The 23,177-nt window shown below is 72.7% G+C and carries 18 protein-coding genes; 11 read left to right on the top strand and 7 right to left on the bottom strand.

Annotated features, from left to right (window positions below):
• Nucleotides 1–39: 39 nt before the first annotated feature.
• The 3 genes from B7R87_RS06305 to B7R87_RS06295 are packed head-to-tail and all read right to left on the bottom strand — an operon-like array spanning nucleotide 40 to nucleotide 2,631.
• Complete coding sequence (locus tag B7R87_RS06305) at nucleotides 40–756, bottom strand: ABC transporter ATP-binding protein (protein WP_130584537.1); 717 nt, start codon at nucleotides 754–756, stop codon at nucleotides 40–42.
• Nucleotides 753–2,069 (bottom strand): efflux RND transporter periplasmic adaptor subunit, encoded by a 1,317-nt coding sequence (locus B7R87_RS06300; RefSeq protein WP_233168775.1) that lies wholly within the window; start codon nucleotides 2,067–2,069, stop codon nucleotides 753–755. The genes B7R87_RS06305 and B7R87_RS06300 overlap by 4 nt, the downstream gene beginning before the upstream one ends.
• Complete coding sequence (locus tag B7R87_RS06295) at nucleotides 2,062–2,631, bottom strand: hypothetical protein (RefSeq protein WP_006349920.1); 570 nt, start codon at nucleotides 2,629–2,631, stop codon at nucleotides 2,062–2,064. Before B7R87_RS06295 ends, B7R87_RS06300 begins: the two co-directional genes overlap by 8 nt.
• A 350-nt stretch (nucleotides 2,632–2,981) precedes the next feature.
• Between B7R87_RS06295 and B7R87_RS06290 the strand changes: the two genes are divergently transcribed.
• Both B7R87_RS06290 and B7R87_RS06285 read left to right on the top strand, forming a co-directional pair.
• Complete coding sequence (locus B7R87_RS06290) at nucleotides 2,982–3,638, top strand: response regulator transcription factor (protein WP_006349921.1); 657 nt, start codon at nucleotides 2,982–2,984, stop codon at nucleotides 3,636–3,638.
• A complete protein-coding gene (locus B7R87_RS06285) occupies nucleotides 3,635–4,987 on the top strand; it encodes a sensor histidine kinase (RefSeq protein WP_130584536.1) in 1,353 nt (450 codons plus the stop codon). Before B7R87_RS06290 ends, B7R87_RS06285 begins: the two co-directional genes overlap by 4 nt.
• A gap of 28 nt (nucleotides 4,988–5,015) precedes the next feature.
• Here B7R87_RS06285 and B7R87_RS06280 read toward each other — a convergent pair whose 3' ends face one another.
• Nucleotides 5,016–5,672, bottom strand: coding sequence for an MBL fold metallo-hydrolase (locus B7R87_RS06280; protein ID WP_006349922.1), 657 nt, complete (start codon nucleotides 5,670–5,672; stop codon nucleotides 5,016–5,018).
• Between the two features lie 67 nt (nucleotides 5,673–5,739).
• Nucleotides 5,740–6,459 carry a maleylpyruvate isomerase family mycothiol-dependent enzyme gene (locus B7R87_RS06275; protein ID WP_006349923.1) on the bottom strand — a complete coding sequence of 240 codons (720 nt, stop codon included), beginning with the start codon at nucleotides 6,457–6,459 and terminating at the stop codon, nucleotides 5,740–5,742.
• A 263-nt stretch (nucleotides 6,460–6,722) separates the two neighbouring features.
• Here B7R87_RS06275 and uvrA point away from each other — a divergent pair, with 263 nt between their 5' ends.
• Nucleotides 6,723–9,722 carry an excinuclease ABC subunit UvrA gene (gene uvrA / locus B7R87_RS06270; RefSeq protein WP_006349924.1) on the top strand — a complete coding sequence of 1,000 codons (3,000 nt, stop codon included), beginning with the start codon at nucleotides 6,723–6,725 and terminating at the stop codon, nucleotides 9,720–9,722.
• Nucleotides 9,723–9,872: 150 nt separating this feature from the next.
• Here the strand turns inward: uvrA and B7R87_RS06265 are convergent, their stop codons facing one another.
• Nucleotides 9,873–10,775 (bottom strand): carbohydrate kinase family protein, encoded by a 903-nt coding sequence (locus tag B7R87_RS06265; protein ID WP_130584535.1) that lies wholly within the window; start codon nucleotides 10,773–10,775, stop codon nucleotides 9,873–9,875.
• 195 nt (nucleotides 10,776–10,970) lie between these two features.
• On the opposite strand from B7R87_RS06265, the gene B7R87_RS06260 reads away from it, so the two are divergent.
• Nucleotides 10,971–11,393 (top strand): Rieske (2Fe-2S) protein, encoded by a 423-nt coding sequence (locus B7R87_RS06260; protein WP_006349925.1) that lies wholly within the window; start codon nucleotides 10,971–10,973, stop codon nucleotides 11,391–11,393.
• 217 nt (nucleotides 11,394–11,610) lie between these two features.
• Here B7R87_RS06260 and B7R87_RS06255 read toward each other — a convergent pair whose 3' ends face one another.
• Entirely contained in the window at nucleotides 11,611–12,534 is a 924-nt protein-coding gene (locus B7R87_RS06255) for a hypothetical protein (protein WP_040916632.1), read from the bottom strand.
• Nucleotides 12,535–12,905: 371 nt separating this feature from the next.
• On the opposite strand from B7R87_RS06255, the gene B7R87_RS06250 reads away from it, so the two are divergent.
• From B7R87_RS06250 to B7R87_RS06220, 7 genes are all read left to right on the top strand, one after another.
• Nucleotides 12,906–13,535, top strand: a complete 630-nt coding sequence (locus B7R87_RS06250; protein WP_130584534.1) for a papain-like cysteine protease family protein — start codon at nucleotides 12,906–12,908, stop codon at nucleotides 13,533–13,535.
• A gap of 5 nt (nucleotides 13,536–13,540) precedes the next feature.
• Nucleotides 13,541–14,440 carry a hypothetical protein gene (locus tag B7R87_RS06245; protein WP_233168774.1) on the top strand — a complete coding sequence of 300 codons (900 nt, stop codon included), beginning with the start codon at nucleotides 13,541–13,543 and terminating at the stop codon, nucleotides 14,438–14,440.
• Between the two features lie 367 nt (nucleotides 14,441–14,807).
• Nucleotides 14,808–16,895: an excinuclease ABC subunit UvrC gene (gene uvrC, locus B7R87_RS06240; RefSeq protein WP_006349927.1), complete on the top strand. Its 2,088-nt coding sequence runs from the start codon at nucleotides 14,808–14,810 to the stop codon at nucleotides 16,893–16,895.
• Nucleotides 16,892–17,830 (top strand): RNase adapter RapZ, encoded by a 939-nt coding sequence (gene rapZ / locus B7R87_RS06235; RefSeq protein WP_078902403.1) that lies wholly within the window; start codon nucleotides 16,892–16,894, stop codon nucleotides 17,828–17,830. The genes uvrC and rapZ overlap by 4 nt, the downstream gene beginning before the upstream one ends.
• Complete coding sequence (locus B7R87_RS06230) at nucleotides 17,827–18,894, top strand: gluconeogenesis factor YvcK family protein (protein ID WP_006349929.1); 1,068 nt, start codon at nucleotides 17,827–17,829, stop codon at nucleotides 18,892–18,894. The genes rapZ and B7R87_RS06230 overlap by 4 nt, the downstream gene beginning before the upstream one ends.
• On the top strand, nucleotides 18,885–19,874 hold the full coding sequence (gene whiA, locus B7R87_RS06225; RefSeq protein ID WP_006349930.1) for a DNA-binding protein WhiA: 990 nt from the start codon (nucleotides 18,885–18,887) through the stop codon (nucleotides 19,872–19,874). Before B7R87_RS06230 ends, whiA begins: the two co-directional genes overlap by 10 nt.
• 222 nt (nucleotides 19,875–20,096) lie before the next feature.
• On the top strand, nucleotides 20,097–23,057 hold the full coding sequence (locus B7R87_RS06220; RefSeq protein ID WP_006349931.1) for a M14 family metallopeptidase: 2,961 nt from the start codon (nucleotides 20,097–20,099) through the stop codon (nucleotides 23,055–23,057).
• The last annotated feature ends 120 nt before the right edge of the window (nucleotides 23,058–23,177 follow it).

Here is a 23,177-nt window from a genome sequence, read left to right as displayed (position 1 = left end):
CGGACGGGGCCCCCGGGGCGAGGGCCGTGGCGCGCGGGCTCACCGGGCCGCCCCCGTACCCGTACCGCCCGCCGCGTGGGCGCCCGTCCCGCCGTCCCGGGTGTCGGCCACCATCAGCCCGTCCCGCATCAGCACCTGCCGCGGCAGCGAAGCCGCGATCTCCCGGTCGTGCGTGATCACCAGGACGGTGGTGCCCGCCCGGTTCAGCTCCCGCAGCAGCGCCATCACCCCGTCGCCCGAAACCGAGTCCAGGGCGCCCGTCGGCTCGTCGGCGAGGAGCAGCGGGGGATCCCCGGCCACCGCGCGGGCGATCGCCACCCGCTGTTTCTCGCCACCCGACAGCTCGTGGGGTTCATGGTCCATGCGGTGCCCGAGGCCGACCCGCTCCAGCGCCGCGGCCGCCCGCCGGCGCCGCTCAGCCGGGCGCAGCCCGCTGTAGAGCAGTCCGTCCGCGACGTTGTCGAGCGCCGTCGTCCCGGCCGCCAGATGGAAGTGCTGGAAGACGAAGCCGATCCGGCTCGCCCGCAGCGCGGAGAGCCGGTGGTCGGGCAGTGCCCCGACGTCGTACCCGTCGATCCGCACCCGGCCCGACGACGGCCGGTCCAGCGTGCCGAGGACATGCAGCATCGTCGACTTCCCCGAACCGGAAGGCCCGACGATCCCGACCAGTTCGCCCCGGTCGATCCGCAGCGACACCCCGGCGAGTGCGGCCACCCCGCCCGGGTACACCTTGGTGACCTCCGTCAGTTCGATCACTTGGGCATCCCCACGACCGCGCCCTCGGCGACCCCCTCGCCGGAGATCTCCACCCGGCCCTCGGCGAAGAGCCCCGTGGTCACCGGGAGATAGGTGGACGTGGCGCCGGAGACCACCTCCACGCCGAAGCCGCCGCCGGAGAACGCCAGCAGGGCCGCGACCGGGACGGTCAGTACGTTGGGCCGGGTGCCGGCGACGAAGTCCGCGTCCACCGAAGCCGATCCGAACCTGGCGGCCGCCTTCTGCGCCTTCGCCCCGGTCAGCGCCACGATCACCTCGACCTTCGTGGTCGCCTCCTGCTGGCCGCTGGCGGGCTGGACGACGGTGGAGACCTGGTCGATCCGGCCCGCCGCGCGGGTGTCGTCGGGCAGGGTGACGGTGACCGCCGTGCCCTTCTTCGCCAGCCGCAGATACTCCGGATCCAGCTCGACCGTGACGGCCTTCGCGGTGCCGGTGTACGAAAGGACCTTGGCGCCCATCTGCACGGTGCCGCCCTTCGCGGTCTCCACCGCTTCGACCCGGATCGCGGACGGGGCGAACACCACCCGCCCGAGGTCCACGACCCCGGTCTCCTCCAGTCCGAGGTCCTCCTGCCACGCCTTCACCGCCGAGGTGGTCGCCCCGGTGAACTTCTCGTCGACGGTGAACCCGGTGTATCCCAGGTCCCGCAGATTCCGCTCCAGCTGCCGGACGTCCGGACCCTCTGTGTCCTCCTTCAGGGGGCGGTACGCGGGCAGGGAGCCGTACATCAGCGTCACCGGCAGATCGTCCACCGCGTACAGCTCCTCCCCGCGGGTGATCCGCTCCCCGGTCTCCGGTACGGCGGTGACCGTGCCGGCCACCCGGCTCACGATCTCGGCGGTGTCGCCGAACCCGAGGGTGCCGTCCGCCGTGTGCAGATCGCGCAGGGTCTGCCGGGTCACCTTCGCCGTGTTCGGCGGCAGCCCGCCGGAGTCCCCGCCGCCCGCGTCCGCGTCGCCGCCGAGACCGAGCCCCGCCACGGCCACGGCGCCGCCCGCGGCGAGGACCACGAGGACGGCCGCGGCCCGGCGGCCGCGCCGCCTGCGGCGCCGTTGGCTCCGGAAGGGCGGCGGAGGCGGATCCTCCGGACCGTCCGTACCGTCCATGCCCTCCGTACCGTCCGGGCCCCCGCCGCCGTCCGGCTCCTGCCGTGCCTGCGCACGGAGCTCGTCCCGGGGTTCGTACGACAGCCCCGTACGGTCCACGAGGGACGGCCCGGCCTCCGCGAGCACCGGCTCCGCGGCGCCCGGCTCTCCGCCCCCCGCGCGCCCCCGCGCCGACGGCTCAGCCATCGAGGTTCTTCTTCCCGGGGCCCTTGGGCATACCGGCCTGGCACTTCTTCTCGGCGGCCTTGAAGTCCGGGTCCCCGGCGATGCTGCCGTCGATCTGGATACCGCCGCCGGAGCCCGGGTCGGGGAACTTCTCCACCCCGTTGGTCCGCATGCACTCGGCGAACTTCCGCATGGATTCGGCCATCTTCGGGTCCGGCTTCCCCTTGCCCACGCCCTGCGGCTGGAACGCGCGGCACGCCTCCGTCGCCTTGTCCAGCTTGTCCTTGGGCAGCCCGTTCCCGTCCATGGTGAACTTGCCCTCCCGCGGGTCCCCCACGTTCAGACCGTGCTTCCGCAGGCACTCCGCGAACTTCCTGGCCTTCTCCTCGTTGTCCTTCGGCACCGCACCGTCCCCCGACGCGCCGCCGTCCTTCGGCGTACCGGCCGTCCCCGCGGCGGACGGCGCCGCGGCCACCTTCTCGCCGCCGCCGTCCGAACCGCATCCGGCCAGTGCCAGCCCCAGCACCAGGGCCAGCGCGGCCGGTGCTCCGGCGGCCCGGCCCCGGCGGGTGAGTGATCGCATCGTTCATCTCCTCGTGCCGCGGGCCGGACGGTTCCGGCCCCTCGACGACCGATGGAACGCGCACCGCCGTTTCCGCGCCGTTTCCGGGCCGGGGGGATTCCGGGCGTACGAATCCGGCGTTACGGCCCCGCGGGCGGCCCGGTGCCGGTTATCACCGCCGTGACGACGCGCCGCACTAACGCGGTGGAAACGTCCGGGTGTTCACCATGACGGAGTGATCCGGCGCCACGGCGGGCCGGGGACGCCGCACCGCCCCGGCGCCGCAGCGCCGGACCGGGCGGGACACGGGCGCACCGGCGCCCGGACACGGGGAAGACACGGGGAAGACACGGGGAAGAGGGGGCCGGCAGATGCGGGTACTGGTGGTGGAGGACGAGCCGAGGCTCGCCGACGCGATCGCGGAGTGGCTGCGCGAGGACACCCATGCCGTCGACATCGCCCACGACGGCGCCGCGGCGCTGGAGCGCGTGGGCGTCAACGACTACGACGTCGTCGTCCTCGACCGCGATCTGCCCGTCGTCCACGGCGACGAGGTGTGCCGTGCGATCACGGGCACCGGGGCCACCGCCCGGGTCCTGATGCTGACCGCCGCCGCGGAGATCGCCGACCGGGTCGGCGGACTCGGCCTCGGCGCCGACGACTACCTCACCAAACCCTTCGCCTTCCCCGAACTGGCCGCCCGGGTCCAGGCGCTGGGCCGGCGCTCCCGGCCCGCCGCGCCGCCCGTGCTCCGCCGGGCGGGCATCACCCTCGACCCGGCCCGCCGCGAGGTGTTCCGCGACGGGCGGTACGTCCCCCTGTCGCCCAAGGAGTTCGCGGTCCTCACCGAACTGCTGCGCGCCGACGGGGCCGCCGTCTCCACCGAACAACTGCTGGAGAAGGCGTGGGACGAGAACGCGGACCCGTTCACGGGCGCGGTACGGCTCGTCGTCCTCAAGCTCCGGCGGAAGCTCAGCGATCCGCCCGTGGTCGAGACCGTCACGGGAGTGGGGTACCGCATCTCATGACCTCGGGCCCCGCCCCCGTACCGCCCGGTGAACCGGCCGCGGGACCGGCGGCCCCGGAGCCGTACCCGGCCGGCACCCGGTCCCGCGGCCGCAGGGCCCCGCGCGGGCGACGGCGGTGGACCGGGCGGTTCCGGCCCGCGAGGCTGCCCCTGCGGGCCCGGCTGACCCTGATCCACAGCGGGCTGTTCATGGTCGCCGGAGTGGTTCTGCTCGGGGTGACCTACGTGCTCTTCGAGCAGCAGATGCCGGACGGCGCCAAGTTCATCGGCAAGGTGCAGCAGGCGCCGACCGCCGGGCCACCGGGAACACCCTCAGGATCGCCCCGGCCCCCGGAGACCACTTTCACCCTCCCCGACGGCGAGGAGATACCGCCCGACGGGGCCGTCGCGCTGAAAGAGCACCGGGAGGCGCTCCGGAACGCGGCCGCCACCAGCCTGCTCAGCCTGGGCGGGCTGGTCCTGGTGGTCGTCGGCGGGGGCGCCGCCGGATTCGGCTGGCTGGTCTCCGGACGCGTACTGGCCCCGCTGCGCCGGGTCACCGAGACCGCCCGCCGGATCGCCGCCGCCCCCGCCGCCGGGCGCGGGCTGCACGAACGCATCGCCCTCGCCGGGCCCCGGGACGAGGTCAAGGACCTCGCCGATACCTTCGACACCATGATCGAACGGCTGGACCGCTCCTTCGACGGGCAGCGCCGGTTCGTCGCCAACGCCTCCCACGAACTGCGCACCCCGCTCACCCTGGGGCGGGCCCTGGTCGAGGTGGCGATGCATCGCAGAACCGCCTCCGACGACGTGAAGCAGCTCGGGGAGGACCTGCTGGAGATCAACCTGCGGCACGAGCGGCTGATCGGCGGTCTGCTGCTGCTCGCGGACTCGGAGAACGAGGTCACCGAACGCATCCCGCTCGACCTGGCGGATGTGGTGACCCATGTGGCCGCCCAGGCAGCGGCCGAGGCACGGTCCGCGGGCGTCACCGTCGACGAGTCCGCGGCCGAGGCGCCGACCAGCGGCAACGCCCTGCTGCTGGAACGGCTCGTCCACAATCTGGTGGAGAACGGCATCCGGCACAACAGCGGTCCCGGCGGTTTCGTACGGGTCACCAGCCGCCCCGCGCCCGGCGGCGGGGCGGTGCTGGAGGTGGCCAACACCGGCCCCCCGGTGTCCCCGTTCGACGTGCCGACGCTCTTCGAACCCTTCCGGCGGCTCGGCCGGGACCGGGTGATCAGCGCCAAGGGGGCCGGGCTGGGACTCTCCATCGTCCGGGCGGTGGCCCGGGCCCACGGCGGAACGGTCACGGCCCGCCCCCGCGAGGGCGGCGGGCTGGTGGTCACCGCGGTCCTGCCGCCGTGACCACCGGCCCGGCCCGGGGGCGGCGGGCTCACCAGCCCCGGGCGCGCCACTCCGCGAGGTGGGGGCGCTCGGCGCCGAGTGCGGTGTCGTTGCCGTGGCCCGGGTAGACCCAGGTCTCGTCCGGCAGCAGGTCGAACAGCTTGGTCTCGACGTCCCCGAGGAGCCGGGCGAAGGCCTCGGCGTCCTGGTGGGTGTTGCCCACCCCGCCGGGGAAGAGGCAGTCGCCCGTGAACACATGGGGCGGACCGTGCGGATCGTCGTAGACCAGGGCGATCGACCCGGGGGTGTGGCCGACGAGATGCCGGGCGGTGAGCCGGACCCGGCCGACCGCGATCTCGTCCCCGTCCTCGACCGGTACATCGGTCGGCACCGGGATGCCCTCGGCGTCGTACCGGCCGGCGTACGTCCGGGCACCGGTCGCGGCGACCACCTCGGCCAGCGCCTGCCAGTGGTCGCCGTGCCGGTGGGTGGTCACCACGGACGCGATGGAATCGTCCCCGATCAGCCGGAGCAGCGTGTCCGGCTCGGCCGCCGCGTCGATCAGCAACTGCTCCCCGGTGGCCCGGCAGCGCAGCAGATAGGAGTTGTTGTCCATCGGGCCGACCGCGACCTTGGAGATCATCAGGTCCGTCAGCTCGTGCACGTCCGCCGGTCCGCCGACCTTCACCGCTCCGCTGTACGTCATGCCTGAAGCCTACGGCTTCCGCCCGCCCCGGGGCCGGGGCTTACCAGGCTTGCAGGGCTTACGGGGCCTACAGGGCGGGCAGTACGGGCAGGGCCGCCGGGGCGCCGTCCGCGCCCGTCGCGGTGAGGGCGGGATCGCCCGTACGCCGTCCGGCCAGCCAGCCGACCAGGGACGCCGGCGGACCCGCCACGGATACCGCGTCCGTGCTGTCGCCGTCGCCCTCGCGGCCCGTCCGCAGGGTGCCGTGGCCGCCGGAGACCGTGATCAGGGTGGGCGGTACGTCCGCACGGCCCGCGAAACGGTCGGCGAGGAACGCGGTCTCGCGCACCAGGAACTCCTCCGGGAGGTCCTCCAGCTCGTGTCCGGCGCCGAGGTCCACATGGTGCAGCTCGACCTCGACGAGCCTGCGGAAGGGGATCCGCGCGGCCCGGTCGGTGACGCCGTTACGGAGGGCGACCGTCCGCTCCCAGTCCGAGGGCAGCGAGGCCACCGCGTGCAGCCGGGCGGCGCTGTCGCGGACATCGGCGAGCTGGACGTCCAGCGGGCGGCAGGCGCCGCTCTCGATATCGGCCTCCCGCGCCTCGGGGCTCGCGTACATCGGACGCCCCTCCAGGACGTTCACGAGCGCGTCGGCGTTCCGGGACAGATGCGTCAGGACATGCCCCCTGGTCCAGCCCGGAAGCCGTGACGGGCCGGTCACGGCTGCGTTTTCCAGGGTGTGGGCGGTGGTGAGCAGCCGCTCGGTGGCCGCACGCAGGGAGGCGAGGTCGCGCAAGGGATCGGTCATGCGGCCGACGATAGTGCGCACCCCTGCCGCCACACGATCGGGTGAAGGTATCGCCGGGCGGCAATAAATCGAATGTACGTGCTATAGCCTGGGGCGAGGCATCCTGGTTGTCGGGCACCCTGCCGGGTACTCCGTCGGGCGTCCGGCGGATCCGGTCCGTTACCGCGGCGACCCCCGTAGGCTGGGAAGGTCCGGTCCACGGCCGTTTCCCGGCCGGTGCCTCCGTTCAGGACCGGTTCACTCAAGAAAGGTGCGGACCCGGCGTGGCCGACCGTCTCATCGTCCGTGGCGCTCGCGAGCACAATCTGAAGAACGTCTCGCTGGACCTCCCCCGTGACTCGCTCATCGTGTTCACGGGTCTCTCCGGGTCGGGCAAGTCGTCGCTCGCCTTCGACACGATCTTCGCCGAAGGCCAGCGCCGTTACGTGGAGTCCCTGTCGTCGTACGCACGGCAGTTCCTGGGCCAGATGGACAAGCCCGACGTCGACTTCATCGAGGGCCTCTCCCCGGCCGTGTCGATCGACCAGAAGTCGACCTCGCGCAACCCCCGCTCCACCGTGGGCACCATCACCGAGGTCTACGACTATCTGCGGCTGCTGTTCGCCCGGATCGGCAAGCCGCACTGCCCCGAGTGCCGCCGGCCCATCTCCCGGCAGTCGCCGCAGGCCATCGTGGACCGGGTGCTGGAGCTGCCCGAGGGCAGCCGCTTCCAGGTGCTCTCGCCGCTGGTGCGCGAGCGCAAGGGAGAGTTCATCGACCTCTTCGCCGACCTCCAGACCAAGGGATACAGCCGGGCCCGGGTCGACGGGGCGACGATTCAGCTGGCCGAGCCGCCGAAGCTGAAGAAGCAGGAGAAGCACACGATCGAGGTGGTCGTCGACCGTCTGACGGTCAAGGAGAGCGCCAAGCGGCGGCTGACGGACTCCGTGGAGACCGCGCTCGGACTCTCCGGCGGCATGGTCGTGCTCGACTTCGTCGACCTCCCCGAGGACGACCCCGAGCGCGAGCGGATGTTCTCGGAGCATCTGTACTGCCCCTACGACGATCTGTCCTTCGAGGAGCTGGAGCCCCGCTCCTTCTCCTTCAACTCGCCCTTCGGCGCCTGCCCCGACTGCACCGGTATCGGCACCCGGATGGAGGTCGACGCCGAGCTGATCGTCCCGGACCCGGACAAGTCCCTCGACGAGGGCGCGATCCACCCCTGGTCCCACGGCCACACCAAGGAGTACTTCGGCCGGATGATCGGCGGACTGGCGGCAGCCCTCGGCTTCGCCACCGACATGCCGTGGGCCGGGCTGCCGCAGCGCGCCAAGAAGGCCCTGCTGTACGGCCACAAGACCCAGGTCGAGGTCCGCTACCGCAACCGGTACGGGCGCGAGCGCGCCTACACCACCCCGGCCTTCGAAGGCGCCGTCCAGTTCGTGCGGCGGCGGCACCAGGAGGCCGAGAGCGACGCGAGCCGCGAGCGCTTCGAGGGCTATATGCGCGAGGTGCCCTGCCCGACCTGCGAGGGCACCCGCCTCAAGCCGGTCGTCCTCGCGGTGACGGTGATGGACCGTTCCATCGCCGACGTCTCCGGCATGTCGATCAGCGAGTGCGCCGAGTTCCTCGGGCGGCTGAAGCTGACCGCCCGGGACAAGAAGATCGCGGAGCGGGTGCTGAAGGAGGTCAACGAGCGGCTGCGGTTCCTGGTCGACGTGGGCCTGGACTACCTCTCGCTGAACCGCGCCGCGGGCACCCTGTCCGGCGGCGAGGCCCAGCGGATCCGGCTCGCCACCCAGATCGGCTCCGGTCTCGTCGGTGTGCTCTACGTCCTCGACGAGCCCTCCATCGGGCTGCACCAGCGGGACAACCACCGGCTGATCGAAACCCTGGTCCGCCTCCGTGACATGGGCAACACCCTGATCGTCGTCGAGCACGACGAGGACACCATCAAGGTCGCCGACTGGGTCGTCGACATCGGCCCCGGCGCCGGTGAGCACGGCGGAAAGGTCGTCCACTCGGGGCCGTTGGCGGAGCTGCTGGCCAACGACAAGTCGGCGACCGGCCAGTACCTCTCGGGCAAGAAGGCCATCGCCACCCCCGAGCTGCGCAGGCCGGCCGATCCGACACGGCGGATCACCGTCCGCGGCGCCCGGGAGAACAACCTCCGCGATATCGACGTGTCGTTCCCGCTCGGGGTGTTCACCGCGGTCACCGGAGTCTCCGGATCCGGTAAGTCCACCCTGGTCAACGACATCCTCTACACCCATCTCGCCCGCGAGCTGAACGGCGCCAAGTCGGTCCCGGGACGGCACACCCGGGTCGAGGGCGACGATCTGGTCGACAAGGTCGTCCATGTCGACCAGTCGCCCATCGGCCGTACGCCGCGCTCCAACCCGGCGACGTACACCGGTGTCTTCGACCATGTCCGCAAGCTGTTCGCCGAGACGATGGAGGCGAAGGTCCGGGGCTACCAGCCCGGCCGGTTCTCCTTCAACGTCAAGGGCGGCCGCTGCGAGAACTGCTCCGGCGACGGCACCATCAAAATCGAGATGAACTTCCTGCCGGACGTCTACGTCCCGTGCGAGGTCTGCCACGGAGCGCGCTACAACCGCGAGACGCTGGAGGTCCACTACAAGGGCAAGTCCATCGCCGAGGTCCTCGACATGCCCATCGAGGAGGCGCTGGACTTCTTCGAGGCCGTACCGACGATCGCCCGCCATCTGCGGACGCTGCACGAGGTCGGCCTCGGGTACGTCCGGCTCGGCCAGCCCGCGACGACGCTCTCCGGCGGCGAGGCGCAGCGCGTCAAGCTCGCCTCCGAGCTCCAGAAGCGCTCCACCGGGCGCACGGTGTACGTCCTCGACGAGCCGACCACGGGTCTGCACTTCGAGGACATCAGCAAGCTGATCACGGTGCTGTCCGGGCTCGTCGACAAGGGCAACACGGTCATCGTCATCGAGCACAACCTCGATGTCATCAAGACCGCGGACTGGGTCGTCGACATGGGCCCCGAGGGCGGCAGCGGCGGCGGTCTGGTGGTCGCCGAGGGCACCCCGGAGGAGGTCGCGGGCGTCACCACCAGCCACACCGGCAAGTTCCTCCGGGACATCCTCGACCCGGAGCGGGTCAGCGACGCCGCGGCCCCGGCCCGGTCGCGTACGGCGCCCCGGAAGCGCACCGCGACGACGGCAGCGGCTGCCAAGAAGACGGCCGCGAAGAAGACGGTCGCCAAGAAGACGGCGGCGAAGACCACGACGGCCCGCGCCCGCAAGGCGTAGCCATCGGACGGGCCGTGAACCCGTCGCTACGGCCGGAGACCGGCCCCTTGCCCGCGCATTTCCGCGCCGGTACGGGGCCGGTCTCCTGCGTCCCGGCCAGGGGAGGGCCGCTTGCCGAAGCCTCCCGGCCGTCCGGCCCGCCGGGAGGCCCTACGCCAGTTCCGCGGCGTACGGGGGCTCGGCGCCCGGGCGGGAGCAGGTCAGGGCGGCGGCGCGGGCGGCCAGGGTCAACACCTCGCGCCAGCCGTCCGGGCCCAGGGCCGCCGCCCCGGCCGGCGAGAGGGCGTTCCGGGCGGCCAGTCCGTGGAGCAGGGCCGCGTTCACGGTGTCGCCCGCGCCGATGGTGTCGGCGACCGCCACCGGGACCGCCGGGACCAGGACCCGTACACCGCCCCGGGTACGGACCTCCAGCCCCGCCGCGCCCCTGGTCAGCACCACCGCCCCCGGCCCCTCCGGCACCCCGCCCAGCCACTCCGCGTCCTCCTCGGAGAGCTTCAGCAGCGAGACGTACGGCAGCCAGGAGCGGAACCGCTCGCGGTAGGCCTCGGCGTCCGGGATCAGCGGGGGCCGCACATTGGGGTCCAGCAGAACGAACCTGCCCGCCCGGGCCTCCCGCCGCAGCAGCGCCTCGTACGCGGACGCGCCCGGCTCCAGAACCAGCGAACAGGTCCCGAACGCCACCGCCCGGGTCCCGCCCGGCAGCGGCGGCGGCAACTCGAAGAGCCGGTCCGCGGTGCCCCCGGCGTAGAAGGAGTAGCCCGCCGAACCGTCCGGCCCGACGGCGGCGACCGCCAGCGTCGTCGGCTCCGGCCCCCGCGCCACGTACGCCGTGTCCACCCCGGCCGCCGCCAGCCCCGCCACCAGCGCGTCCCCGAAACCGTCCGCCGAGATCCGGGAGCAGAACGCGGTCGGACCGCCGAGCCGCCCCAGGGCGATCGCGGTGTTGTACGGGCCGCCGCCGAGCCGGGGTGCCAGCACCGGCAGCGGTGCACCGGGCTCCGGCGGGGCGATCGGGACCAGGTCGATCAGGGCCTCTCCGGCGACGACGATCATGGCCCCGAACGTAGTCCATGGGCCGGGCCCCGGGGGAGGGAGCCCGGCCGCGGGCCGTCCGCTGCGCGCCGGTATCGTCGGATCCGTCGCCGCCGGCCCGGACCGGCGCCGGACCCGGGCCGCCCGGGCCCGGCGCGTACCCGGTCAGCCGGGCCCCGGCCCCGTACGACCGCCCCCGAACCCGTGGAGCCCCCTATGTCCGCCACGCCCGCAGCCCGCCGTACCGTGCTGAAAGGCGCGGCCCTCGCCGGGGCCGCGGGCCTGGGGGTCGCCGCCTGCTCCACCGAGTCCAAGCTCGGCCACGCCAAGACCCCCACGCCCACCGCACCCGTCGATCTGGGCGCGGCGGACGCGGTCCCGGTCGGCGGCGCCCGGCTCTACCGGGAGCAGCGGCTGGTAGTGAGCTGCCCGGCGAAGGGCGAATACCTGGCGTTCAGCGCCCAGTGCACGCACGCGGGCTGCGCGCTCGACAAGGTCGAGGGCAACGAGGGCAACTGCCCCTGCCACGGCAGCCGCTTCGACGTCACCACCGGCGAGGCGCTCAAGGGCCCGGCGACCGTACCGCTGCCGAAGGTCCCGGTCGTGGTCCGCGACGGGAAGCTGATCGCGGGCCCCTAGGTCGTCTCTTTCGGATCTTGCCGGGCTCGCGTGCCCTGGCACGCCCGCTCGCTGCGTTGTCGTCAGTCGCCTACGCTCCGCGTGGGCTCCATCCTCCGCCTTGCGATCGAACGCGCCAGACCCCGCTCGCTGATCCGGCCTGATCCGAAAGAAACTCCCGAGGCCTGAGGCCCGTACCGCAGAGGTCCCGTACCGCAGAGGGCCTGCCCGGGCCCGCTCAGTCCCAGTCCCAGTCGATGCCCAGGATCCCCGGGCGGACCCCCTGCTCGACCAGATGGACCGTACGGTGGCGGCCGCTGAGCGTCAGTTCCGAGCGGCCGCCCCGCGGCGCCCCGGTGGTCGCCTGGGAGAACCGGCGGCAGCGCACCGGCAGCGCGCCCTCGTCGAAGCGGACCTGGAGCACGTACTGCCCGCCCGCGTAGGTGAAGCCGCGGACGTACTCGGCGCTGGGACCGCCCGTGCCGTCCTCGAAGCCGTAGCCGAAGAAGTACGTCTCACCCGCGCGCAGCCGGGTGTCGAAGAGCAGCTCCGCGACCACGATCGCGCTCTCCCGGTCGCGCCGCACCCGCCCCGTACGGCAGTTCTCCAACGCGCTGACCTGCACCCGCGCCGGATCGCAGCCCGGGTCGCCGTGGTGGATGGCGAGACAGCGGTCGACCCCGTCGCGATGGGCCCGTACGACGTGCTGGGAGTCCCGGCCGAGCAGTTCGCGGGCGGCCCCGATGCGGACCCGCTCGTGGTGGCCGACCGTGTGCAGCCCGCCGTCCGCGGGTGACTCCAGATCCGCCAGCAGCGCCTCCACGGTGTCCGAGACATCGAGGAGTGAGCGGTACGAACGGGACGGCGGCCGCTCGACCTCGGACTGCTCACCGGCGCCCAGCAGCCGGGTCAGCGAGTTGCCCGGCAGGTCGAGCACCTCCTCCAGGGCGCGTACCGCCCGCAGCGATTCGGGCCGCTGGGGGCGGCGGGCCCCCTGCTGCCAGTAGCTGAGGCTGGTGACCCCGACCTTGATACCGCGGTGGGCGAGATGGTGCTGCACCCGCTGGAGCGGCAGCCCGCGCACGGAGAGCGCGGCCCGCAGCGCCAGATGGAAGGGGCCGGTGTGCAGCACCTGTGCCAGATCGGCCTCGGTGTGACCCATCTCGGTGTGACCCATGGGGAACCTCCAGCGGCGTCGCATCGCGTCGGGCGGGCCGCGGTACGGCGCGACGCGCCCGCCGGGTCCGCGCGGGCCGGCTTCGGGGCGCTGCCGGTCCGCTGCCGCGTCCGGCCCCGCGCGGGAGCCGGCCGGCGGGTGAACGTTCACGGTCGCGGCCCGACCCCGGTGCCGGGCCGCGGTGGCGGCGCAGGTGGGGCCGGGCGGTCCGTTCACAACCCGGTCGGGGCGTTCACAGCGCCGTGTTCCCCCGCATTGAAGCGTGTTGACCTGCTCCCGACAAGGACTGATGCTCGACGGGCAGCGTCCGGACGCGCTCCTCCACCCCCACCCTCTTTTCCTTCGGGAGGAACGCGATGAGCAACACCACGAGACGGCTCGCCTCCGCGGCGGCCGTCCTCGCCGCGGTATTCACCCTTCCCCTGTCGACCGCACAGGCGGCTCCGACGGCGGCCCCGGCCGCCGTGGCACCGGCCTCCCCCGGGCCCGGTGACGTCGGCGCACTCGCCTCGAAGCGGCTGAACATCACCATGCAAGCACAGCTGAAGACCAACTGGTGCTGGGCCGCCGCCGGAAACACCATCTCCACCTACTACGGCCGCACCTACTCCCAGAACCAGTTCTGCAACGCCGCCTTCAACCGCTCCCAGAACAGCGAGTGCCCCAACTCGCAGGCCACCCTGGCCAATGTGCAGACCGGACTGCGGTGGACGGGCGTCAGCCCCGGTACGTACATCGCCGACTGGCTGCGCTACACCGCCGTGCAGACCGAGATCAACGCCAACCGGCCCGTCGAGACCCGGATCCAGTGGTCGAGCGGCGGCGGTCACATGCACGTCATCTACGGCTACGACACCGCCAACAGCTGGGTCTACTGGGGCGATCCCTGGCCCTCCAGCTCCCGCTACAACTGGGCCTCCCACGCCTGGTACGTGAACAACAACAGCTTCTCGTGGACCCACTCGCTGTACCGGATCGGAGCGTGAGCGCCATGAAGCGGAACCCCCGCACCGCACCGGCCCGGACGGGCGCCGCACGCGAGGCCGCCCTCGCCGGCGCCGCCGTCTGCCTCGCCCTGGGCGCCCTCGGCACCCTCTCCGGCCAGGCCGCCGCCGCACCCGCACCCGCCCAGGCTCCGGCTCCGGTCCCGGCCGCCGCAGCGGACCTCGCGGCCGCCCGGGCCGCCGCCACCTCACCGGCCACCCTCTCCACCCTGTCCCGGTTCTTCGCCCGGGACGGGGCCGTGGCCCGCTCTACCGCCGAGCCGCGCGCCGGGGGCGCGACCGTGGCGGTGTACGTCCTGTCGCCGGACTTCGTGGCCGGGAAGAAGGGCGCCCCGGTCGCCCGCAGCGAGTTCCTCGCCACCCCGGCGGTCTCCTCCGACGGGCAGAAGGCGTCCGTCTGGGCGGCCGATACGGGCTCCGGCTGGCAGGTCGTGAACATAGCCACCGGCGACGACGAGTTCCGGTACGCGAAGGCGGGCGCCGCGAAGCTGCACGGCGGAACCGTCTTCCGCGAGCCGCAGACGGACGCCTGGTACGTCACCGGAGGCAGCAGGGTGCTGCCGCTCGACGAGGACGCGGTACGGGCCGTGGGCACGAAGGGCACCACCCTGGCCGCCTACCGTGCCCGGGTGGCGGCCGCCTACGGCGACAAGCTCCCCGGTTCCGCCTATGCGAAGAAGGGCGCGGCGGGCGGCTACGGGGGCCCCGCCCAGGCGGCCCCCGAGCAGCCAGAACAGGCAGCACAGGCCGCACCGGCACCGGCGGCACCCGCGGACGGTCCGGCCGTCTCCGCCGCCGTCGCGGCCGCCGGAGCCGGTGGGCTGACCGTCCTCCTGCTCGGCGGATTCACCGCCCGGCGCCTGCACCGCCGGACCCGGGAGGTCTGAGGCAGCCGGTCCGCGGCGCTCTTCCCGGCCGCCGCTCCCGGCCCTCGTCCCGGCCGTCCCCCGAAGGCCCCCACGGCCTCCGGGGGACGGTGGGCATCCGCCCGCGCCCGGCCGCCCGGACACCCCACGGGCGGGACCTCCCGGGCGGTGGGCGGCCGGCCCCGCGCTCCCGGCGCGGGGGAGGATCCGGGCCGGTCCCCGCACCGGCCCGGGGCCCGTGGCGCCCGCCGCCCGCCCCGGCGGCGGGCGCCCGTCCGCACCGCCCGGCCCGTCCGCGGGAGCGGCCCGCCGCAGCCGTCTGCCGTACCCCTCTCGCCGGGCCCCTCCGGCCCCCGCGGTGTCGGTGCCCGCCAGTAGGGTGGACGGTATGGCCGACCCCTCCAGCTACCGCCCCAAGCCGGGAGAGATCCCCGACTCTCCGGGGGTCTACCGCTTCCGCGACGAACACCGCCGCGTGATCTACGTGGGCAAGGCCAAGAACCTCCGCGCCCGCCTCGCCAACTACTTCCAGGACGTGGCGAACCTCCATCCGCGCACCGCCACCATGGTCACCACGGCGGCCTCCGTGGAGTGGACGGTCGTCGGCACCGAGGTCGAGGCGCTCCAGCTGGAGTACACCTGGATCAAGGAGTACGACCCCCGGTTCAACGTCAAGTACCGGGACGACAAGAGCTACCCCTATCTGGCGGTCACCCTCAACGAGGAGTTCCCCCGCGTCCAGGTGCTGCGCGGCGCCAAGCGCAAGGGCGTGCGCTACTTCGGCCCGTACGGCCACGCCTGGGCCATCCGCGAGACCGTCGACCTGATGCTCCGGGTCTTCCCCGTCCGCACCTGCTCCGCCGGGGTCTTCCGCAACCACCGGCAGAAGGGCCGCCCCTGTCTGCTGGGGTACATCGGCAAGTGCTCGGCCCCCTGCGTCGGCCGGGTCACCCCCGAGGAACACCGTGAACTGGCCGAGGAGTTCTGCGATTTCATGGCCGGGCGCACGGGCACCTATCTGCGCCGGCTGGAACAGCAGATGGCCGAGGCGGCCGAGGAGATGGAGTACGAGCGGGCCGCCCGGCTCCGCGACGACATAGCGGCCCTGCGGCGCGCCCTGGAGAAGAATGCCGTCGTCCTCGCCGATGCCACCGACGCCGATCTGATCGCCGTCGCCGAGGACGAGCTGGAGGCGGCCGTCCAGATCTTCCACGTCCGCGGCGGCCGGGTGCGCGGCCAGCGCGGCTGGGTCACCGACAAGGTCGAGGCCGTCTCCACCGCCGGGCTGGTCGAGCACGCCCTCCAGCAGCTGTACGGGGAGGAACGCGGCGACGCCGTGCCCAAGGAGGTCCTCGTGCCCGCCCTGCCCGCCGCCCCGGAGGCGGTCGGGGAGTGGCTGGCCGGGCGGCGCGGCTCCCAGGTCTCCCTGCGGGTGCCGCAGCGCGGCGACAAGAGGGCCCTGATGGAGACCGTCGAGCGCAACGCCCAGCAGGCGCTGGCGCTCCACAAGACCAAGCGGGCCAGTGACCTCACCACCCGCTCCCGGGCGCTGGAGGAGATCGCCGAGGCCCTCGGCCTCGAATCTGCACCCCTGCGCATCGAGTGCTTCGACATCTCGCACCTCCAGGGCGAGGACGTGGTGGCGTCCATGGTCGTCTTCGAGGACGGACTGCCCCGCAAGAGCGAATACCGCCGCTTCCAGATCAAATCCTTCGCCGGTCAGGACGATGTCCGGGCGATGCACGAGGTGGTCTCCCGCCGGTTCCGCCGCTATCTGGCGGAGAAGGACCGGACGGGGGAGTGGATCGGCGCGGACGACGCCCCGGTGTCCGGCCCGGACCCGCTCGACGGCCCTGTCGGCCCGCCCGGCCCCGAAGCGGCAGACGGTGCGGAGGGTGCCCGTACGGACCCGGACGGTGCCCACGGCGGCGGGACCCGCGACGACGAGGGACGCCCCCGCCGCTTCGCGTACCCCCCGCAGCTCGTGGTGGTCGACGGCGGCGCCCCGCAGGTCGCGGCGGCCCGCCGGGCCCTCGACGAGCTGGGGATCGACGACGTCGCCGTCTGCGGGCTCGCCAAGCGCCTGGAGGAGGTCTGGCTGCCCGGCGAGGACGATCCGGTGGTGCTCCCGCGCTCCAGCGAAGGGCTCTATCTGCTCCAGCGGGTCCGTGACACGGCACACGACTTCGCCATCCGCTACCAGCGCAGCAAGCGCACCAAACGCCTCCGCAGCAGCCCCCTCGACGAGATCCCCGGTCTCGGTGACGCCCGCAAGCAGGCGCTGATCAAGCATTTCGGCTCGGTGAAACGGCTGAGAGGCGCGACAATCGAGCAGATCTGCGAAGTTCCCGGCATGGGCCGCAAGACCGCCGAGTCGGTCGTCGCGGCCCTCACCCGGGCGGCCCCGGCCGCCCCTGCCGTGAACACGGCAACCGGAGAGATCATGGAAGAGAACGACGGGGGAAGCACAGAATGAACGAGCACCACACAGACGGAGCGGCAGACGTGAGTACGGGCAGTGTCAACGAGCCCGGAGGGGCCGTGGAAGCGGCCATCCCCGAGCTGGTCATCATCTCCGGCATGTCCGGCGCCGGGCGCAGTACCGCCGCCAAATGCCTGGAGGACCTCGGCTGGTTCGTGGTGGACAACCTCCCGCCCGCCCTGATCCCCACCATGGTGGAGCTGGGCGCGCGCTCCCAGGGCAATGTGGCCAGGATCGCGGTCGTCGTCGACGTCCGCGGCGGGCGTTTCTTCGACAATCTGCGCGAGTCCCTCGCGGACCTCGACTCCAAGCAGGTCACGCGCCGGATCGTTTTCCTGGAGTCCTCCGACGAGGCCCTGGTGCGCCGGTTCGAATCGGTCCGCCGGCCGCACCCCCTCCAGGGCGACGGCCGGATCGTCGACGGCATCGCCGCCGAACGCGATCTCCTGCGCGAGCTGCGCGGGGACGCCGATCTGGTGATCGACACCTCCAGCCTCAACGTCCACGAGCTGCGGGCCAAGATGGACGCCCAGTTCGCCGGCGACGAGGAGCCCGAACTGCGGGCCACCGTGATGTCCTTCGGCTTCAAGTACGGCCTGCCCGTCGACGCCGACCTCGTGGTCGACATGCGCTTCCTGCCGAACCCCCACTGGGTCCCCGAGCTGCGCCCGTTCACCGGACTCAACGAGGAGGTGTCGAACTACGTCTACAACCAGCCCGGCGCCAAGGAGTTCCTCGACCGCTACACCGAACTGCTCCAGCTGATCGCCGCCGGGTACCGCCGCGAGGGCAAGCGGTACGTCACCGTCGCCGTCGGCTGTACCGGCGGCAAGCACCGCTCCGTCGCCACGGCCGAGAAGCTCGCGGCCCGGCTCTCCTCCGAGGGCGTCGAGACCGTCGTCGTCCACCGGGACATGGGGCGCGAGTGACCGGACACTCCCTGCGTCTGCGGCGGCTGCGCCGGTTCGGCACTCAGGCCGGCGCGCGCAAACGCGGTGCCCAGCCCAAGGTCGTCGCCCTCGGCGGCGGCCGCGGCCTGTCCGCGTCCCTCGCCGCCCTGCGCCGGATCACCGGTGATCTCACCGCCGTGGTCACCGTCGCCGACGACGGCGGCTCCAGCGGCCGGCTCCGGGAGGAGCTGGGGGTGCTGCCGCCCGGCGATCTCCGCAAGGCGCTGGCCGCGCTCTGCGGGGACGACGATTGGGGCCGCACCTGGTCCCGGGTGATCCAGCACCGCTTCCAGTCCCGCGGCGAGCTGCACGACCACGCCGTGGGCAATGTGCTGATCGTCGCCCTCTGGGAACAGCTCGGGGACCATGTCCAGGCCCTCGACCTGGTCGGCAGGCTGCTCGGGGCGCACGGCAGGGTGCTGCCGATGTCCGCCGTGCCGCTGGAGCTCCAGGCCCTGGTCCGGGGCCATGATCCGGACCGCCCCGACGAGGTGGGTACGGTCCGGGGGCAGGCGACGGTCGCCCTCACCCCCGGAGAGGTGCAGTCCGTCCATCTCGTCCCGGCCGATCCGCCCGCCGTACCGGAGGCCGTGGCCGCCGTTCTTGACGCCGACTGGGTGGTTCTGGGACCCGGTTCCTGGTTCTCCTCCGTCATCCCCCATCTGCTGGTGCCCGAACTGCTCGACGCGCTGGTGGAGACCAAGGCACGGCGTGTTCTCTCCCTCAATCTGGCGCCCCAACCGGGCGAAACGGACGGGTTCTCACCGCAGCGTCATTTGGAGGTTTTGGGACGACACGCGCCTAAACTCGCTCTGGACGTGGTGCTGGCCGACGAGGCCGCCGTGCCCGACCGCGATTCCCTGGCCGAGGCCGCCCGGCGCCTCGGCGCCGCGGTCGAGCTCGCGCCCGTGGCGGTCGCCGGTACGGCCTCCGGCGCGGGCGAAGGCCCGGGGGGAGGGGTTCCGAAGCACGACCCGGAGCTGCTGGCCGCCGCGTACGACCGTATTTTTCGGATGCATGGAAGGATCGGCCCATGGCGATGACGGCAGCGGTGAAGGACGAAATCTCCCGGCTTCCCGTCACCCGGACCTGCTGCAGAAAAGCGGAGGTCTCGGCGATCCTGCGGTTCGCGGGCGGACTGCATCTGGTGAGCGGGCGCATCGTGATCGAAGCCGAACTGGACACCGGCATCGCCGCGCGTCGGCTGAAGCGGGACATCCTGGAGATCTTCGGCCACGGCTCCGAGCTGATGGTGATGGCCCCCGGCGGGCTGCGCCGCGGCTCGCGCTACGTGGTGCGGGTGGTCGCGGGCGGTGACCAGCTGGCCCGGCAGACCGGTCTGGTGGACGGCCGCGGCCGCCCCATCCGCGGACTGCCGCCGCAGGTCGTCTCCGGGGCCACCTGCGATGCGGAGGCGGCCTGGCGCGGAGCGTTCCTGGCCCACGGCTCCCTCACCGAGCCCGGCCGCTCCTCCTCGCTGGAGGTCACCTGCCCCGGCCCGGAGGCCGCGCTCGCCCTGGTGGGCGCCGCCCGGCGGCTCTCCATCGCGGCCAAGGCCCGTGAGGTACGGGGCGTGGACCGGGTCGTCGTCCGGGACGGCGACGCCATCGGGGCGCTGCTGACCCGGCTCGGGGCGCACGAGTCCGTCCTGGCCTGGGAGGAGCGGCGGATGCGGCGCGAGGTGCGCGCCACCGCCAACCGCCTGGCCAACTTCGACGACGCCAATCTGCGCCGCTCGGCGCGGGCCGCGGTCGCCGCGGGCGCCCGGGTCCAGCGGGCCCTGGAGATCCTCGGCGAGGAGGTCCCCGAGCACCTCGCGGCCGCCGGCCGGCTCCGCATGGAGCACAAGCAGGCGTCCCTGGAGGAGCTGGGCGCGCTCGCCGACCCGCCGCTCACGAAGGACGCGGTGGCCGGCCGGATCCGCCGGCTGCTGGCGATGGCCGACAAGCGCGCCCAGGATCTGGGCATCCCCGGCACCGAGTCCAGCCTCACGGAGGACATGGCCGAGGGTCTCGCCGTCTGACCCGGACCGCGCGCCGGGGGCCTCCCGGCGCGCGGACCACCCCGCCGACCTGCGGCGCCCCGCCCGTAGCCCGTACGGCCCCGGCCCCGGAAGCCTTCGCTCCGGGGCCGTACACGTGTGTGGCCCCTGAGATAGCGGGGCCCCATGTCTTGACATGGTCATTCACGATGAACAGTCTGGCTCCCGTTCGCTTTCTGGCGCATAACCAGCAAGGGGGGCTCCATGAGACGAAGAGCGAGATCGCTGCTCGCCGCGGCATCACTCCTGGCCGCGACGCTCGCGGCGGCACCGTTCGCCCAGGCGCAGTCCGACGGCGGGGGCGGGGGAGCCGGCGACGACGGGCTGTCCGTGTGGCGGGCCACCGTCACCAAGGCCCAGGTGCCGCTGCTGCTCGCGGCGGGCGCCGACGGCCATGAACTCAGCGAGCGGGTACCCGAAGAGGGAACCGCCACCGTCGAGGTGTATCTGACCGACCAACAGGCGGGTGAGCTGCGCGGGCAGGGCATCAGCCTCAAGGAGCACCAGCTCTCGGCCGCCGCCCTGAAGCGGGTCGCCGCCGCGGGGGACGGGGTCTTCCGCCCGTACAGCGGTGAGAACGGGCTGAAGAACGAGATCCTGGCCACCGCCCAGGCCAATCCGTCGATCACCAAGGCCGTCAGCATCGGGAAGTCGGTCAAGGGCCAGGACATCCTCGCGCTCAAGGTCAGCAAGAACGCGAAGACCGTCCGGGACGGTGCCAAGCCCGCCACGCTCTATCTGTCCAACCAGCACGCCCGGGAGTGGATCACCCCGGAGATGACCCGGCGGCTGATGCACCACTACCTGGACGGCTACGGCAAGGACCCCAAGATCACCAAGCTGGTGGACAGCTCGGAGATCTGGTTCGTGCTCTCGGCCAACCCGGACGGCTACGACTACACCTTCACCGGGACGTCCGAGCGCCAGTGGCGGAAGAACCTCCGGGACAACAACGGCGACGGCACCATATCCGCCGGCGACGGCGTCGACCTGAACCGCAACTTCTCCTACAAGTGGGGCTACGACAACGAGGGTTCGTCCCCCGACCCGTTCGACGAGACCTTCCGCGGCACCGGCCCCGGCTCGGAGCCCGAGACCAAGGCCGTCGACGCCTTCCAGAAGCGGATCGGCTTCCAGTACGGCATCAACTACCACTCGGCGGCCGAGCTGATCCTCTACGGCGTCGGCTGGCAGGTCGCCAGCAAGACCCCCGACGATGTGGCGTACGAGACGATCGCCGGCACGCCCGCGAACTCCGCGATCCCCGGCTACCGGCCCCAGGTCTCCTCCGAGCTGTACATCACCAACGGCGAGGCGGACGGCCATGCGGCCAACGTCAACGGGATGATGATGTTCACCCCCGAGATGTCGACCTGTGCCACGATCTCCCGGATCGACCCGAACGACCAGTGGAATCCGGCCGACTGCGCCTCCGTCTTCACCTTCCCGGACGACGAGAAGCTGATCCAGCAGGAGTTCGCGAAGAACATCCCCTTCGCGCTCGCGGTCGCCGAGAGCTCCCTGACGCCCGACCAGCCGGCGTCGTCGCTCGGTCTGAAGGCCGCCGACTTCACCCCCGACCCGTTCACCGTCTCGTACGCCCGCGGTGGCGACCAGGAGGTGTCCGTCGTCGCCAACAAGAACCTGCGGAACAAGGAGCTGAACTACCGCGTCAACGGCGGCCGGGTCCACGACGAGGACCTCGAAGCCTGGAAGGGCGGCGAAACCTTCGGCGGCGAGGACAACATCCGCTTCGACGAGTACCGCGCCGAGGTCGAGCACGGCGAGGTCGGCGACACCGTCGAGGTCTGGTTCACCGGCCGGAACAAGCAGGGCAAGCAGGTCTCCAGCACGCCCTTCAGCTACACCGTCGCCGAACGGCCGCGGGCCGACGCCCTGGTGATCGCGGAGGAGGGCGGCACCGCCCCCGCGCAGCACGCCGGGCTCTACACCGCCGCCCTGGCGCAGAACAAGAAGAGCGCCGCCGTCTGGGACGTCGCCGCCCAGGGCACCCCGCACCCGCTGGGCGTCCTGAGCCACTTCGGCACCGCCGTCTGGTACACGGGTGCCGCCGCGCCGTCCTGGGCCACCACCAAGGCGGTACGGGCCTATCTCAACGAGGGCGGCAAGCTGGTCACCGCCGGTGAGCGCGCCGGAGGCAACGCCAACCTCGGGCGGGCCGTCAGCGACGACTTCGCGCAGTACTACCTCGGAGCCTCCGGCCGGGCCTCACTCGGTGGAGTGAACGCCTTCGCCGGATCCGGACGCCTCGCGGGTGCCGCCGGCGGGCTCGGTGACGCGCCCGGGAACCCGCTGAACGCGGCCGGGGCCTACACCGTCACCTCCGACACGCTGCCGTCGGCCCAGTTCCCGCAGTTCCGCAGCGCGGCGGCGGGCGACTACCCGGGCGTACGGATGCCGTTCTCGCCGTACGAAGGCCAGTACTACGCGGTCGCGCCGCACCGCAACGGCTCGTGGCAGCGGCTCAGCCGCACCGTCGACCTCGGCGGCACCACCGCGGCCCAGGGCCCGAAGCTGAACATGCGGCTGAGCTTCAACACGGAGCCCGGCTACGACAACGCCGTCGTCGAGGTCCGTACCGCGGGCCAGAACGACTGGACCACCCTGCCGGATCTGAACGGCGGTACCCGTACCACCGTGCCGACCGAGTGCGAGGCGGCGTTCTACCTCAACCAGCACCCCCATCTGCGCAACTATCTGACGCTGGGCGCCGACGGCTGCACGGCGACCGGAACGACCGGCGCCTGGAACTCCTTCACCGGAGCCTCCGACGGCTGGAAGGCCGCATCCTTCGATCTGAGCGCCTACGCGGGCAAGCAGATCGAAGTCCACGTCTCCTACATCACCGACCCGAGTGACGGCGGTCGCGGCGTCTTCGTCGACGACACCAGGCTGGTCACCGCGGGCGGCGAGCAGGTGGACGGCGGTTTCGAGACCTCCCTCGGCCCGTGGAGCACCACGGCACCGCCCGCGGGCAGCCCGGCACCGCGCGGGAACTGGGAGCGGAGCCAGGACCGGTTCCCGTCGGCCTCGGCCGTCATCACCCGTGACACGCTGCTCCTCGGCTTCGGCCTGGAGCACGTGCGCACGGCGGCCGAGCGGGCACAGATCGTGGGGAAGGCGCTGAACGCCCTGCGACGGTGACCGAGCGTGACCGGAATAAGTCATTCTGAATAAGTCATTCCGGACAGCGGGCGGCGGCTCGTACCTCTACCGGGGGGTACGGGCCGCCGTCGTCGTGCCAGTGGCCGTCCGATGTCACTC

It is taken from the genome of Streptomyces tsukubensis (assembly GCF_003932715.1).
Classification (GTDB): domain Bacteria; phylum Actinomycetota; class Actinomycetes; order Streptomycetales; family Streptomycetaceae; genus Streptomyces; species Streptomyces tsukubensis.
This window is presented reverse-complemented; position numbering and strand designations above follow the sequence as displayed.

Coding starts and splice junctions, on each gene's coding strand:
- B7R87_RS06295 (WP_006349920.1), bottom strand. CDS start 2,631: ATGCGATCACTCACCCGCCGGGGCCGGGCCGCCGGAGCACCGGCCGCG.
- whiA (WP_006349930.1), top strand. CDS start 18,885: ATGGCGATGACGGCAGCGGTGAAGGACGAAATCTCCCGGCTTCCCGTC.
- uvrC (WP_006349927.1), top strand. CDS start 14,808: ATGGCCGACCCCTCCAGCTACCGCCCCAAGCCGGGAGAGATCCCCGAC.
- B7R87_RS06265 (WP_130584535.1), bottom strand. CDS start 10,775: ATGATCGTCGTCGCCGGAGAGGCCCTGATCGACCTGGTCCCGATCGCC.
- B7R87_RS06260 (WP_006349925.1), top strand. CDS start 10,971: ATGTCCGCCACGCCCGCAGCCCGCCGTACCGTGCTGAAAGGCGCGGCC.
- rapZ (WP_078902403.1), top strand. CDS start 16,892: ATGAACGAGCACCACACAGACGGAGCGGCAGACGTGAGTACGGGCAGT.
- B7R87_RS06280 (WP_006349922.1), bottom strand. CDS start 5,672: ATGACGTACAGCGGAGCGGTGAAGGTCGGCGGACCGGCGGACGTGCAC.
- B7R87_RS06220 (WP_006349931.1), top strand. CDS start 20,097: ATGAGACGAAGAGCGAGATCGCTGCTCGCCGCGGCATCACTCCTGGCC.
- B7R87_RS06245 (WP_233168774.1), top strand. CDS start 13,541: ATGAAGCGGAACCCCCGCACCGCACCGGCCCGGACGGGCGCCGCACGC.
- B7R87_RS06275 (WP_006349923.1), bottom strand. CDS start 6,459: ATGACCGATCCCTTGCGCGACCTCGCCTCCCTGCGTGCGGCCACCGAG.
- B7R87_RS06250 (WP_130584534.1), top strand. CDS start 12,906: ATGAGCAACACCACGAGACGGCTCGCCTCCGCGGCGGCCGTCCTCGCC.
- B7R87_RS06255 (WP_040916632.1), bottom strand. CDS start 12,534: ATGGGTCACACCGAGGCCGATCTGGCACAGGTGCTGCACACCGGCCCC.
- B7R87_RS06285 (WP_130584536.1), top strand. CDS start 3,635: ATGACCTCGGGCCCCGCCCCCGTACCGCCCGGTGAACCGGCCGCGGGA.
- B7R87_RS06300 (WP_233168775.1), bottom strand. CDS start 2,069: ATGGCTGAGCCGTCGGCGCGGGGGCGCGCGGGGGGCGGAGAGCCGGGC.
- B7R87_RS06290 (WP_006349921.1), top strand. CDS start 2,982: ATGCGGGTACTGGTGGTGGAGGACGAGCCGAGGCTCGCCGACGCGATC.